The organism is Rhodopseudomonas sp. NSM (assembly GCF_052445935.1).
In the GTDB taxonomy this organism is placed as follows: domain Bacteria; phylum Pseudomonadota; class Alphaproteobacteria; order Rhizobiales; family Xanthobacteraceae; genus Rhodopseudomonas.
This window is the reverse complement of the sequence record NZ_JBQTCH010000002.1, coordinates 101367-114763: the sequence shown is the minus strand read 5'-3', so window position 1 is coordinate 114763 and position 13397 is coordinate 101367. Positions and strand designations below refer to the sequence as shown.

At 64.2% G+C, this 13397-nt stretch carries 13 protein-coding genes; 5 read left to right on the top strand and 8 right to left on the bottom strand.

Annotated features, from left to right (window positions below; genetic code table 11):
* Nucleotides 1-133: 133 nt before the first annotated feature.
* From ACTZWT_RS04760 to ACTZWT_RS04740, 5 genes are all read left to right on the top strand, one after another.
* The gene (locus tag ACTZWT_RS04760; protein ID WP_444768572.1) at nucleotides 134-1486 is read left to right on the top strand and encodes a substrate-binding protein; all 1353 of its coding nucleotides are present in this window, start codon (nucleotides 134-136) and stop codon (nucleotides 1484-1486) included.
* Between the two features lie 225 nt (nucleotides 1487-1711).
* Nucleotides 1712-2719 (top strand): branched-chain amino acid ABC transporter permease, encoded by a 1008-nt coding sequence (locus tag ACTZWT_RS04755; protein ID WP_444768571.1) that lies wholly within the window; start codon nucleotides 1712-1714, stop codon nucleotides 2717-2719.
* Nucleotides 2720-2722: 3 nt separating this feature from the next.
* The gene (locus tag ACTZWT_RS04750; RefSeq protein WP_444768570.1) at nucleotides 2723-3958 is read left to right on the top strand and encodes a branched-chain amino acid ABC transporter permease; all 1236 of its coding nucleotides are present in this window, start codon (nucleotides 2723-2725) and stop codon (nucleotides 3956-3958) included.
* Nucleotides 3955-4725 carry an ABC transporter ATP-binding protein gene (locus ACTZWT_RS04745; RefSeq protein ID WP_444768569.1) on the top strand — a complete coding sequence of 257 codons (771 nt, stop codon included), beginning with the start codon at nucleotides 3955-3957 and terminating at the stop codon, nucleotides 4723-4725. Before ACTZWT_RS04750 ends, ACTZWT_RS04745 begins: the two co-directional genes overlap by 4 nt.
* A complete protein-coding gene (locus tag ACTZWT_RS04740; RefSeq protein ID WP_444768568.1) occupies nucleotides 4722-5474 on the top strand; it encodes an ABC transporter ATP-binding protein in 753 nt (250 codons plus the stop codon). Before ACTZWT_RS04745 ends, ACTZWT_RS04740 begins: the two co-directional genes overlap by 4 nt.
* Before the next feature lie 228 nt (nucleotides 5475-5702).
* Here the strand turns inward: ACTZWT_RS04740 and ACTZWT_RS04735 are convergent, their stop codons facing one another.
* The 8 genes from ACTZWT_RS04735 to pdhA all read right to left on the bottom strand — a co-directional run bounded on the left by ACTZWT_RS04735 (nucleotide 5703) and on the right by pdhA (nucleotide 13275).
* Nucleotides 5703-6524 (bottom strand): tetratricopeptide repeat protein, encoded by an 822-nt coding sequence (locus tag ACTZWT_RS04735; protein ID WP_444768567.1) that lies wholly within the window; start codon nucleotides 6522-6524, stop codon nucleotides 5703-5705.
* Nucleotides 6511-6933 (bottom strand): hypothetical protein, encoded by a 423-nt coding sequence (locus tag ACTZWT_RS04730; RefSeq protein WP_444768566.1) that lies wholly within the window; start codon nucleotides 6931-6933, stop codon nucleotides 6511-6513. The genes ACTZWT_RS04735 and ACTZWT_RS04730 overlap by 14 nt, the downstream gene beginning before the upstream one ends.
* Before the next feature lie 232 nt (nucleotides 6934-7165).
* The gene (gene lpdA, locus ACTZWT_RS04725; protein ID WP_444768565.1) at nucleotides 7166-8587 is read right to left on the bottom strand and encodes a dihydrolipoyl dehydrogenase; all 1422 of its coding nucleotides are present in this window, start codon (nucleotides 8585-8587) and stop codon (nucleotides 7166-7168) included.
* 46 nt (nucleotides 8588-8633) lie between these two features.
* Nucleotides 8634-9014 (bottom strand): tautomerase family protein, encoded by a 381-nt coding sequence (locus ACTZWT_RS04720; protein ID WP_444768564.1) that lies wholly within the window; start codon nucleotides 9012-9014, stop codon nucleotides 8634-8636.
* Nucleotide 9015: 1 nt separating this feature from the next.
* Complete coding sequence (locus ACTZWT_RS04715; protein ID WP_444768563.1) at nucleotides 9016-10428, bottom strand: pyruvate dehydrogenase complex dihydrolipoamide acetyltransferase; 1413 nt, start codon at nucleotides 10426-10428, stop codon at nucleotides 9016-9018.
* Nucleotides 10429-10440: 12 nt separating this feature from the next.
* Entirely contained in the window at nucleotides 10441-10737 is a 297-nt protein-coding gene (locus ACTZWT_RS04710) for a DUF5076 domain-containing protein (protein ID WP_444768562.1), read from the bottom strand.
* Between the two features lie 4 nt (nucleotides 10738-10741).
* Nucleotides 10742-12151, bottom strand: a complete 1410-nt coding sequence (locus ACTZWT_RS04705) for a pyruvate dehydrogenase complex E1 component subunit beta (protein ID WP_444768561.1) — start codon at nucleotides 12149-12151, stop codon at nucleotides 10742-10744.
* Nucleotides 12152-12240: 89 nt separating this feature from the next.
* Entirely contained in the window at nucleotides 12241-13275 is a 1035-nt protein-coding gene (pdhA, locus tag ACTZWT_RS04700; protein WP_444768560.1) for a pyruvate dehydrogenase (acetyl-transferring) E1 component subunit alpha, read from the bottom strand.
* Nucleotides 13276-13397: the final 122 nt, after the last annotated feature.

Genomic DNA, 13397 nt, shown 5'->3' with positions numbered 1-13397 from the left:
AGCGGTTGACGAATTCAACCTCGAAACACGAACATGCAACCAGAAGCGACCAAAGCTCTGGCCGAACGATCTCGCATGTGTGAGAGCGCCGGTAACAAGAAGCGCCAAATGTTATGAACGCCGAGGAGGAAACATGGCGAACGACAAGCTCATCATCAATCGTAGAACTGCTCTCAAGACCGGACTCGCTGGCGCGGCCGCGCTGGCAACGCCGACGTTCTTCATCCGTGACGCATGGGCGGACGATTTCTGCAACATGCCGAAGGGCAAGGAAGTCACGTTCGGCTTCAACGTCCCGCAGTCCGGCGCCTATGCCGACGAAGGCATGGACGAGCTCAAGGCCTATCAGCTGGCGGTCAAGCACCTCAATGGCGAGGGCGACGGCGGCATGCTCAAGACCATGAAGCCGCTGGCGCTCAAGGGCAATGGCGTGCTCGGCAAGAAGGTCGCCTATGTCTCCGGCGACACCCAGACCAAGGCTGACCAAGCGCGCGCCACCGCCAAGCGAATGATCGAGAAGGACGGTGCGATCATGATCACCGGCGGCTCGTCGTCCGCCGAAGCGGTCGCGGTGCAGTCGCTCTGCCAGGACGTCGGCGTGATCTTCATGGCCGGCCTGACTCACTCCAACGACACCACCGGCAAGGACAAACGCGCCTACGGCTTCCGCCACTTCTTCAATGCCTACATGTCGGGCGTCGCGCTCGGCCCGGTGCTGTCCGAAGCCTACGGCAAGGACCGCGCCGCCTATCACCTGACCGCCGACTACACCTGGGGCTGGACCCAGGAAGAGTCGATGAAGGACGCCACCGAGAAGCAGGGCTGGAAGACGATCAAGGCGGTCCGCACGCCGCTCGGCGCTGCCGACTTCTCGCAATACATCACTCCGGTCCTGAGTTCCGGCGCCGACGTGCTGATCCTGAACCACTACGGCAAGGACATGATCAACTCCTTGACCCAGGCGGTGCAGTTCGGTCTGCGCGACAAGATGGCGAACGGCAAGAAGTTCGAAATCGTCGTGCCGCTGTTCTCCGAGTTGATGGCTCAGGGCGCCGGCGACGCGATCAAGGGCATCTACGGCACGGCGAACTGGGACTGGAAGCTGGAAGACGCGGCGACTGCCGCCTTCACCAAATCGTTCGGTGCGGCCTATGGTACGCCGCCGTCGCAGGCCGCGCAGACTTGCTACGTTCAGGCGATTCTCTACGCAGACGCCTGCGAGCGCGCCGGCAGCTTCAACCCTGCGGCCGTGATCAAGGCGCTGGAAGGCTTCGAGTTCGACGGCATGGGCAACGGAAAGACGCTGTACCGCGCCGCCGATCATCAGTGCTTCAAGGACGTGCTGGTGGTGCAGGGCAAGGACAAGCCCAAGGACAAGTTCGACCTGCTCGAGGTGAGGAAGATCGTGCCTGCATCGCAGGTCACCTACGATCCGAGCATCTTCGGCGGCGAACTTGGCTCCAAGGACGCCAAGAAGTGCGGCTAATCTGACTTCTTCGGATTCGCGGCACGCAATTCGGTAGAGCTCACTCCTATTCCGGTCGGTTGCGCCCAAGCGGCGCAGCCGGCCGGCTGTGTCTTGCGAGCGTTGCGGTCTTCACTGCATGACGACGCTCGTACGGCCGATACCTCTTTCAGGGTGACGACTATCGTCGCTGGACGATTTCGTAGACACGCGCAACGCCGTGGCTCGATGGGAGATTGACGACGCATGGACGCCATTTTTCTGCAGATCTTGAACGGCCTCGACAAGGGAGGGGCCTATGCGCTGATCGCGCTGGGGCTGACCCTCGCCTTCGGCACGCTCGGCGTGGTGAACTTCGCGCACGGCGCACTTTTCATGCTCGGCGCGTTCTGCGCCGTGGTGTTCAACAAGCTGCTCACGCTGGAAATCGTCCGCGTTGATCCGACCAAGCTGACCCCGTGGGGGTCGCCGCTGGAGGTCAAGACGCCTTACGTCCAGGCGATGCTCGGCGACTGGGGCAAAATCTTCATCGACTACTCGGTGCCGATGTCGATCCTGATGGCGATCCCGGTCATGCTGGTGATCGGCATCATCATCGAGCGCGGCCTGATCCGGTTCTTCTACAAGCGCCCGCACGCCGACCAAATCCTCGTCACCTTCGGACTCGCCATCGTGCTGCAGGAGATCGTCAAGCACTTCTTCGGCGCCAATCCGATCGCGCAGTCCGCGCCGCAGATCTTCTCGGGCAGCCTGCAATTGACCGAGGCGATCGTCTATCCGTATTGGCGCATCGTTTATCTGGCGTTTTCACTCGCGGTGATCGCCGCGGTGTTTGCCTTCCTGCAACTCACCACTTTCGGCATGGTGGTACGCGCCGGCATGCAGGACCGCGAAACGGTCGGCCTGCTCGGGATCAACATCGAGCGCCGCTTCACCATCGTGTTCGGGCTCGCCGCGGTCGTCGCGGGACTCGCCGGGGTGATGTACACGCCGATCGTGCCACCCGACTATCACATGGGCATGGACTTCCTGGTGCTGTCGTTCGTCGTCGTCGTGGTCGGCGGCATGGGATCGCTGCCGGGCGCGGTGCTGGCCGGCTTCCTGCTCGGCATTCTGCAGTCATTCGCCTCGATGAACGAGGTTAAGAGCCTGGTGCCGGGTATCGACCAGATCATCATCTATCTGGTTGCCGTCGTGATTTTGCTGGTGCGCCCGCGCGGATTGCTGGGGCGCAAGGGCGTGATGGAGAGCTGATCAATGAAGCATACCTCCAAACTCGCCGACATCGCCCTGCTGATCGGCTTTGCTATCGTGGTGGCACTCGGCCCCGTGATCTTCACCCCAATCGGTGCCGGCTATCCCGACCTGCTGCAGAAGTTCGCGATCTACGGCATCTTCGCGATCGGCTTCAACATCCTGTTCGGACTCACAGGCTATCTGTCGTTCGGTCACGCCGCGTTTCTCGGCGTCGGCTCCTACGCCGCGGTGTGGTCGTTCAAGCTGGTCTCGATGGACCTGCTGCCGGCGGTGGCGTTCTCGGTGGTCCTCGCGGGTCTGCTGGCGCTGGCGATCGGCTTCATCAGCCTGCGTCGCTCGGGCATCTACTTCTCGATCCTGACGCTGGCCTTCGCGCAGATGTGCTACAACATGGCCTATTCGGTGCTGACGCCGATCACCAATGGCGAGACCGGATTGCGCGTGCTGCGCCAGGATCCGCGCCACCTCGACGCCATGTTGGGTTACGTGTCGCCGACGCCGTCGCTGCTCGGCCTGCCGATCACCGGCTGGACCGGTTTCTATATTTGCGGCGCGGTGCTGGTGGCTGCGTTCGGCCTGTCGATCGCGATCTTCCGTTCGCCGTTCGGCATGACGCTGCGTGCGATCAAGTCGAACCAGAACCGGATGGGCTACACCGGCTATCATACGCGGCCGTATCTGCTGTCGGCCTTCGTGATTTCCGGCATGTTCGCCGGCCTGGCCGGCTCTTTGCTGGCAGCGACCGATCCGCTGGTGGGCGCCGAGCGCATGCAGTGGACCGCGTCGGGCGAGGTGGTGCTGATGACCATCCTCGGCGGCTCCGGCACGTTGCTCGGCCCTGTGCTCGGCACCGGCCTGATCAAGTACTTCGAGAACATCTTCTCGGCCTACAACGAGCAGCAGCTCCAGCTCATCTTTGCCTTCCTTCCCGACGCCGTCCGCGACGGTGTGGTGAAGACCGCCAGCCTGTTCGTCGGCGAAGGCTGGCAACTCACCCTCGGCCTGCTGTTCATGGCGGTGGTGTGCTTCCTGCCCGGCGGCATCATGGAAGGCATCAACCGGTTGCTCGGCCTCAAGCACACGCCGAAGGTCAAGTCGCTCGGCGACTCACCGCAGCGCGACGGTCTCGGCGAAATGGTGATCGAGGAGATGCCGGCGAGTCACGGCGCGTCGGAGGCTGAAAAGAAGGCCGCTGAGAACAAGGCCGCCGAGAAGAAGAGGGCCGTTGCGCCATGACTGCGACCAACAACATCGTCCTGCACATCGACCACGTCCACAAGACCTTCGCGGGTCTGCACGCGCTGGCCGACGTGAATCTGGACATCCGCGAGGGCGAGACCCACGCGATCATCGGGCCGAACGGCGCCGGCAAGTCGACACTGCTCAACGTCTGCGTCGGCGTTCTGCCGCCGACCCAGGGCAAGGTGATGTTCCACGGCACCGAGCTGACCGGTCTAAAGCCCTACGAGATCAACCAGCTCGGCGTGGCGCGGGTTTTCCAGACGCCGGAGATTTTCGCCGATCTTACAGTGCTCGAGAACGTCATGATGGCGATGCTGTCGCATCGCGATGGCGCGTTCCGGCTCAAGCTGGTGTCCCGGTTCGACGAGCAAGGCGAAATCGGCCAACGCGCCATCCAGGCGCTGCGCGAGCGCGGGCTTGGTGAGCATCTGTATCATCTCGGCGGCGCTCTGTCGCGCGGCGACAAGCGGCGGCTCGAGATGGTGATCGGGCTGGTGCAGAAGCCGAAATTGTTGTTGCTCGACGAGCCGACCGCCGGCATGGCCCGCGCCGATACCAATGCGACCATCGAGATCCTGCGGCAGATCAAGGATTCGGGGATGACCATCGTCATCATCGAGCACGATATGCATGTGGTGTTCTCGCTTGCCGACCGCATCACCGTGCTGGCCGGCGGACGCGTGATCGCGCAGGGCGTGCCCGAGGAGATCAAGGGCAATCCGAAGGTGATCGAGGCTTATCTCGGCGAGGAACAGGTATGAGCACGAAGACAGTCGAGCGTTCCATTGCAGGTCATACCGGAGCCGCTCCGTTCTTTTCCTGCCGTGGCCTCAATGCCTATTACGGCGACAGCTACATCGTGCAGAACGTTTCGTTCACGCTCAACAAGGGCGAGATCCTGGCGCTGCTCGGCCGTAACGGCGCGGGCAAGACGTCGACGCTGCGGGCGATCGCCCGCGCCTCGACACCGGAACTGCACAGCGGCGAAGTCGTGCTCGATGGCGTCAAGCTGCACGGCAAGCCCAACTACTTCGCGGCGGAAGCCGGCGTGCAATTGGTGCAGGAAGATCGCCGGATCATCCCCGGCATGACCGTGGAGCAGAACCTGCAGCTCGCGATCATTTCCGGCAGCAAGGGCTGGCCGTTCGAGCGCATCTACGAGCTGTTTCCGCGACTGGCGGAGCGGCGCAAGCAGGAGGGCGTGACGCTGTCGGGCGGCGAGCAGCAGATGCTGGCGATCGCACGTGCCCTCGCCCGCGACCTCAAGCTGCTGCTGCTGGACGAACCCTACGAAGGCCTCGCCCCGGTGGTCCGGCACGACATCGCCAAGGCGCTGCGCGAAGTCCGCGCCGCCGGCATCACCAGCATCATCGTCGAGCAGAATGCGGTCGCGGCGCTGGAATTGTCCGATCGCGCAGTGATCCTCGATACCGGCGAGGTGGTGTTCGACGGCTCGGCGAAGGAAGTGCTCGACAGCGAGGATCTGCGCCACCGCTATCTGGCGATCTGAGCGGCAGCGGTCGGGATCACGAAAAAGCATTCGCTGCCGATCGGGAGCGATCGCGCCCTCTTCCGTCAGTTCACTACAGGCTCATCGGCGAGGTTTGCGGCGGCCCCAATGGTGCGCCGCGGCGGCGTCAGCAAGTGTCCGGGGGGTGGCAGCGGATGCGCGGGAAGATCTGACACCTCCAGCGCTGCACGCGCGAGTCGATCGACGGGGGCTGTCTGGCCCCTATTCTCAATCCCGCCGGCCCTGCACCCAATGCTCGAGCATCTGCAGCGCCATCGCGCGGTCGTCGTCGGACGCCTTGGCGAATGCCCTGTTGTAGCTGTCCTTGATCCAGGTCTCGTCCGGCGCGGCGCTGTCGCGTGCCAGCGTCAGCCACATCAGCCCGCGGGCGGCCTGCCGCGGCAGTTTCTCGCCGTTGAACAGCAACTGGCCGAGCATCGCCTGGGCCTGGTGCTGGCCCTTCTGCGCCGCAAGGCCGAGCCAGCGCGCGCCGTAGCGGAAATCGCGCGGCATGCCGATGCCATCGATATACAGCCGCGCCAGGTCGTACTGCGCGTCGGCATTGCCGAAATACGACGCCGCGTAGGAGAACATCTCCCGCGCCCGCTCCGTGTCGCGCTTGATCTTCGAATTCGGAATGCCGTCCAGATAATAGCGGCCGAGCGCCACGAAGGCGTTGGCGACGATCGCGGCCTGCGGCGCGGACGGGCTATCCTCGGCGTGGGCATTGGCGATCTTGCTGAAATAGTCGAACGCGCGCAGGTCGTCCTGGACCACGCCGTTGCCGTCGGCATACATCCGGCCGAGCCGCCATTGTGCGATCGGGTGACCGCCCTCGGCGGCATATTGCAGCGCCGTCAGCGAGGTGGTCGCAGCCTCCGTCGGGATCGCCTTCTTCAGCACCGGCGCGGTGCCGGGCTGCGACGAAGCCACTGGGATCGCGGTGTTCTCGGGACTGACGGGGGTGCCCTCGAAGGCGAACGCCGGCGCGACAGCCGCCGTGGCGCCCATCACCAAAGCAACAAAGGTTGTACGCTCAAACATCCGCATCGCACTGCATCTCGTGAGCCAGACCCGGCTTCAGCCAGGCCTTCATCCAATTCGCCCCCAACCGAATGTTGGTCTTCCGGGCCCCCGCTTTGGACTTGCGCGAAACCGGCAGGGCGGAGGTCAACTTTCTGTCAAAGGCATTCCCGGCCCCGGACGAGGCCGATCCGACTTCGATGCGGGTGCTGTGATTGAGCAAGATCGTCTTCAGCAGTTGCAAGCCGACACATTGCTTCATGTCTTTGGCGACATGACGGCCGACACGGTTCGAACCCGCGGCATATGGTGACTTTTTAAAGGTTTCAGCGCGGTTGAAACCGAGCGATGTGGCAAACCGGTCGTGCCCACGCGCCGAGGTCGCTGTCATCCCGTGACCGCGAAGCGTCGATCTGGCCTGCATCATGGCGTCCATTGCGCACCCGTTTCCCGGCGATCTGGTCCGGAGCCCCACCGCGGAGATATTCCCAGCGACCGACTTGCTATTGGTCGGTCTGTCTGGGGATCATGATCTCAGTGAGCGGTGTGGCTAAAAAGCGGCGTGCGCAAGAACGACCGTCAAAGACGGTTAAATGATCCGGAACTGTGGCGTCGTAGCAACAAGCGTTGCTGCGCGGCCACCCTACGTACGGTGAAGTGCCGACGCGTCAGGCGTTGAGGACGCGACCGTAGGCGTCCAGCACCGCTTCCTTCATCATTTCCGACAGTGTCGGATGCGGGAAGATGGTGTGCATCAGCTCTTCCTCGGTGGTCTCGAGGTTCATCGCCACCACATAGCCCTGAATCAGCTCGGTAACCTCGGCGCCGATCATGTGCGCGCCGAGGAGCTGGCCGGTGGTCTTGTCGAAGATCACCTTGACCAGGCCCTGGTCCTCGCCCAGCGCGATCGCCTTGCCGTTGGCGGTAAATGGGAAGCGCCCGACGCGGATCTCCCGCCCCTGTTCCTTCGCCTTCGCCTCTGTCAGGCCGACAGAGGCGATCTGCGGATGGCAGTAGGTGCAGCCGGGGATCAGGCTCTTGTCGAGCGGATGCGGATGAAGCCCCTTGATCGCCTCGACGCAGACCACGCCCTCATGCTCGGCCTTGTGCGCCAGCATCGGCGGACCTGCGACGTCGCCGATCGCATAGATGCCCGGCACGCTGGTCTTGCCCAGGCCGTCGGTGACGATGGTGCCGCGCTCCATCTTCACGCCGAGCTTCTCCAGGCCGAGATTCTCGATGTTGCCGACGACGCCGACCGCCGAGATCACCCGGTCGAATTCCTGCGTCTCGGCCTTGCCGGTGCCGGGATCGATGGTGGCGACGACGCTGTCGGCCTTCTTGTCGAGCTTGGTGACCTTGGCGCCGGTGAGAATCTTGATGCCCTGCTTCTCGAACCGCTTGCGGGCGAGCGCGGCGATCTCGGAATCCTCGACCGGCAGGATCTGCGGCAGCACCTCGACCACGGTGACCTTGGCGCCCATGGTGTGGAAGAACGACGCGAATTCGATGCCGATCGCGCCGGAGCCCACCACCAGCAGGGACTTCGGCATGGTCTCCGGCACCATCGCCTCGAAATAGGTCCAGACCAGCTTCCTGTCCGGCTCCAGCCCCGGCAGCACCCGCGGCCGCGCGCCGGTAGCGATGATGATATGCTTGGCCTGATAGCTGCCCGGCCCCAGCGCGCCCTTCGGCGCCTCGGTCTTCGAGGCCGCGACCGTGATCTTGCCCGGCGCGTCGATCGTGGCGGCGCCCCAGATGATCGAGATCTTGTTCTTCTTCATCAGGAAGCCGACGCCGTCGTTGAGCCGCTTCGACACCCCGCGCGAACGCGCCACCACCGCCTTCGGATCGTAGCTGATGTTGTCAGCCGACAGCCCGTAATCCTTGGCGTGTTGCATCAGGTGGTAGACCTCGGCCGAACGCAGCAGCGCCTTGGTCGGGATGCAGCCCCAGTTCAGGCAGATGCCACCGAGATAGGATTTCTCGACGATTGCGGTCTTGAAGCCGAGCTGCGCCGCCCGGATCGCTGCGACATAGCCGCCGGGGCCGGAGCCGATGATGATGACGTCGAAGGAGGTGTCGGTCATGGGATCCCCGGATCAGTTCAAAGGGTCGAACGTGGCGCGCGAGGGCTCAGACGTATTGCGCAATGCCGTTGCCGAACGACCAGTTCTCTTTGGCGACTTCGATCAGATTGATGAACACGTCTTCGCCGCGCACGCCCGGCTCACGCGCCAGCAACTCGGCGATCCTTGCATACAGCGCCTGCTTCTGCGCGACATTGCGGGTGTTGCTGACCGTGATCTGGATGATCACCAGATCGTCGGACCGGGCGATGTCCATGTAGGTCTTGCTGAACTGGAAATCCGCCGCGCCATGTTCCGAGACGACGACGAAGCGGTCTTCGTCAGGAACGTTGAAGGTTTCGCGCAGCGCCTGATACACGCCCTCGCCGACCGCCTGCCGGTAGGCCTCGCTCTTGCCGGCGCGCAGCGAAATCCGGACCAGCGGCATGTCACACCATCATCATCACGGGATTTTCGATCAGCGTCTTGAACGCGCCGATCAGTTCGGCGCCGAGCGCGCCGTCGACTGCGCGGTGGTCGCAGCTCAGCGTCACGCTCATCATGGTGGCGATCTCGATCTTGCCGTCACGCACGATCGGGCGCTGCTCGCCGGTGCCGACCGCCAGAATGGTGGCGTGCGGCGGGTTGATCACCGCGGTGAAGTCCTTGATGCCGTACATGCCGAGGTTGGAAACTGCGGTGGTACCGCCCTGGTACTCTTCGGGCTTCAGCTTGCGCGCCCGGGCGCGCGCGGCGAAATCCTTCATCTGCGCGGAGATCGACGACAGCGATGCGGTCTCGGCGCTGCGGATGATCGGCGTGATCAGTCCGCCCGGCATGGCCACCGCGACGCCGATGTCGGAATGCTTGTGCTTGAGCATGCCGCCTTCGGTCCACGACACGTTGGCATCGGGGATGCGCTGCAGTGCCACCGCCATCGCCTTGATGACGAAGTCGTTGACCGACAGCTTGTAGGCCGGCTTGCCGTCCTTGTCCTTCGGCGCCGCCGCGTTGATGTCCTCGCGCGCGGCCATCAGCCGATCGAGGTTGCAGTCGATCGTCAGATAAAAATGCGGGATGGTCTGGGTCGACTGCGTCAGCCGCTGCGCAATCGTCCGGCGCATGCCGTCATGCGGCACGACCTCGTAGCTGCCTTCCGGATACAGCGCGCGGATCTGCTGGTCGGACATCGACGGCGCGGCGCTGGGCGCAGCGGCCGCCGCCGCGGGCGCCTTCAGGCCGCCGCCGGCTTTCGCCTTTTCAATGTCGCGGGCGATGACGCGGCCATGCGGGCCGGTGCCTTCCACGCGGCCGAGTTCGATGCCGGCATCCTTTGCAAGCCGCCGCGCCAGAGGCGACGAGAATACGCGAGCTCCGTTGCTCGCGGCCGCGCCCTTCGAGACGGGCGCTGGCGCGCCCTCATCAGGCCGAGGGACTGCATTTGCCGCAGATTTCGTCTCCGACCGAGCTTTGCCGCCCGCACTTCCCTCATCCTGAGGAGGCAGCGCAGCGGGCGTCTCGACAGATGATGCCGCGGGCTTCTTGCCGTCGTCCGGCTTCGCTTCGGCCTTTGGCGTATTCGCCTTGCCGGCCTCTGCTCCGGCCGCCGCCACATCCTCGCCGTCGCCGGCGAGCACCGCGATCACGTCGTTGACCGCGACGTCCTGTGTACCTTCCGGCACCAGGATCTTCGCCAGCGTGCCTTCGTCGGAGGCCTCGACTTCCATCGTCGCCTTGTCGGTCTCGATCTCGGCGATGACGTCGCCGCTCTTGACCTTGTCGCCCTCCTTCTTCAGCCACTTCGCAAGGTTGCCCTTCTCCATGGTCGGGGACAGCGCGGGCATCAGAATGTTGATCGGCATGGCGTGAATACCTTACTGCGGCCGTTCGGTGGTGCTGCCCAGATCCGACGGGCGCGCGATCTCGGCCTCGAACATCTCGACGATGCGGCCCAGCGCCTCGTCCTCGGTGTAGTTGCTCTCGCGCGCATAGGCGCGCGCGGCGTGGCGGGCGATGTCGACCAGCAGCAGCCCCCACATGTCGGGCTCCTCGAAGGCGCGCATGAACGCGATCGACAACCCGCCGTCGAGCACGAAAGCGCGCAGTACCTCGGTGGCGTCCTCCCGGCCGACCACGTCCGGCGGCAGCGGCTGTTGCTTGGGGCCAGCCATCGTCTTACCGATAGCAGACGGCTTTGGCCGCCTCGACCACTTCGGCGACGCTCGGCAGCGCCAGCTTCTCGAGATTGGCGGCATAGGGCATCGGCACGTCCTTGCCCGACACGCGCTTGACCGGCGCATCGAGATAGTCGAACGCGTGCTCCATGATCCGCGCCGCAAGCTCGGCGCCGACGCCGTTCTGCTGCCAGCCCTCCTCGACCGCGACCGCGCGACCGGTCTTCTTCACCGAGGCGATGATCGTCTCGGTGTCGAGCGGACGCAGCGTGCGCAGGTCGATCACTTCGGCCTCGATGCCGTCTTTCGCCAACTCCTCGGCGGCCTTCAGCGCGTAGGTCATGCCGTGCGACCACGAGATCAGCGTGACGTCCTTGCCTTCGCGCGCGATGCGGGCCTTGCCGATCGGGATGACGAAATCGTCGAGCTTCGGCACTTCGCCGGATTGCCCGTACATCATCTCGTGTTCGAGGAAAATCACCGGATTGGGATCGCGGATCGCGGCCTTGAGCAGACCCTTGTAGTCGGCGGCGGTCGACGGCGCCACCACCTTCAGCCCGGGGATCTGGGCGTACCAGGCCGAGTAGTCCTGGCTGTGCTGGGCGGCGACGCGCGAGGCCGCGCCATTGGGGCCGCGGAATACGATCGAGCAGCCGAGCTGGCCGCCCGACATGTACAGCGTCTTGGCGGCGGAATTGATGATCTGGTCGATCGCCTGCATGGCGAAGTTGAAGGTCATGAACTCGACGATCGGCTTCAGCCCGGTCATCGCCGCGCCGACGCCGACGCCGGCGAAGCCATGCTCGGTGATCGGCGTGTCGATCACGCGGCGTGCGCCGAATTCCTGTAACAGCCCCTGCGTGACCTTGTAGGCGCCCTGATACTCGGCGACCTCCTCACCCATCACGAACACGTCGGGGTCGCGCCGCATCTCCTCGGCCATCGCGTCGCGCAGCGCTTCGCGGATGGTCTGGGTCACCATCTCGGTGCCGGCCGGAATGTCGGGATCGGCGGGAGCAGAGACGACAGGTGCTTCAGGGGCATCCTGCGCGGGCGCCGGCGTGGACTTCGCTTCGGCGGCTTCTGGCGCGGCGGCCGGCGGGGCCGATTGCGCGCTCTTGGTCTGCACGGCCGGATCGGACGCCTTGTCGGCGTCAGCGGCGCTTTCGCCGTCGCCGAGGATGGTGGCGATCGGGGTGTTGACCGCGACGTCGTTGGTGCCTTCGGGGATCAGGATCTTGCCGAGCGTGCCTTCATCGGCGGCTTCGACTTCCATCGTCGCCTTGTCGGTCTCGATCTCCGCGATCACGTCGCCGCTCTTGACCTTGTCGCCTTCCTTCTTCAGCCATTTCGAAAGGTTGCCCTTCTCCATGGTCGGCGACAGCGCGGGCATCAGAACTTGAGTTGGCATTTGGGCTCCGCAGTCATTCAATCATGCGCGTGATCGCCGCGTAGCGGCACCAGCGCATTCGGCGCGATCGGCGTCAGCGACAGACATCATCAGCGATACACATCGGTGTAGAGTTCGGCGGGATCTGGCTCGGGATCGTTCTGCGCGAAATCGGCCGCTTCGTTGACGATCTTGCGGATCTCGGCGTCGATTTTCTTGAGGTCGTCCTCGGTCATGTCCTGCCCGAGCAGGCGCTGACGCACCTGTTCGATCGGGTCCTGATCGTTGCGGATCTTGTCGACCTCCTCGCGGGTCCGGTACTTCGCCGGGTCCGACATCGAGTGGCCGCGATAGCGATAGGTCTGCATCTCCAGGATGTAGGGGCCGTTGCCGGCGCGGCAATGCGCCACCGCCTTGTCGCCCGCGGCCTTGACCGCGCGGACGTCCATGCCGTCGACCTGCTCGCCGGGAATGTTGAACGAGATGCCGCGCTTGGAGAAGTCGGTCTGCGCCGACGAGCGCGTCACCGACGTGCCCATCGCGTAGCGGTTGTTTTCGATGACATAGACCACGGGGAGCTTCCACAGCTCCGCCATGTTGAAGCTCTCGTAGACCTGGCCCTGATTGGAAGCGCCGTCGCCGAAATAAGCAAGGCACACGCTGCCATTGTCGCGATAGCGGTTGGCGAAGGCGATGCCGGTGCCGAGCGAGACCTGCGCGCCGACGATGCCGTGGCCGCCGTAGAAGTGCTTCTCCATGCTGAACATGTGCATGGAGCCGCCCTTGCCCTTGGAGTAGCCCCCGCGGCGTCCCGTCAGCTCGGCCATCACGCCCTTGGGGTCCATCTCGCAGGCGAGCATATGGCCGTGGTCGCGATAGCCGGTGATCACCTGATCGCCCTCGCGCAGCGCCATCTGCATGCCGACGACGACGGCTTCCTGGCCGATATAGAGATGGCAGAACCCGCCGATCGCACCCATGCCGTAGAGCTGGCCGGCTTTCTCTTCGAAGCGGCGGATCAGCAGCATGTCGCGGAACGCGTGCAGCTCCTGTTCCTTGGAGAAATCCGGGACCCGCGGTTTGTTCGGCGCAGACTCTTTGTCCTGCCCCGTCTCTTTCGCGGCGCTCTTCTTGGGTGCGGCCATGGCGATTCCGATGAGAGAGAAGATCAGCCTCTCTACCGTAACTTATTCAGTCGTGAAAGGAGCCGCGTGCCGCAACACGCAATTCAGTTTGCCGCACTGCAACGAAGAGAAACTTTCGACAT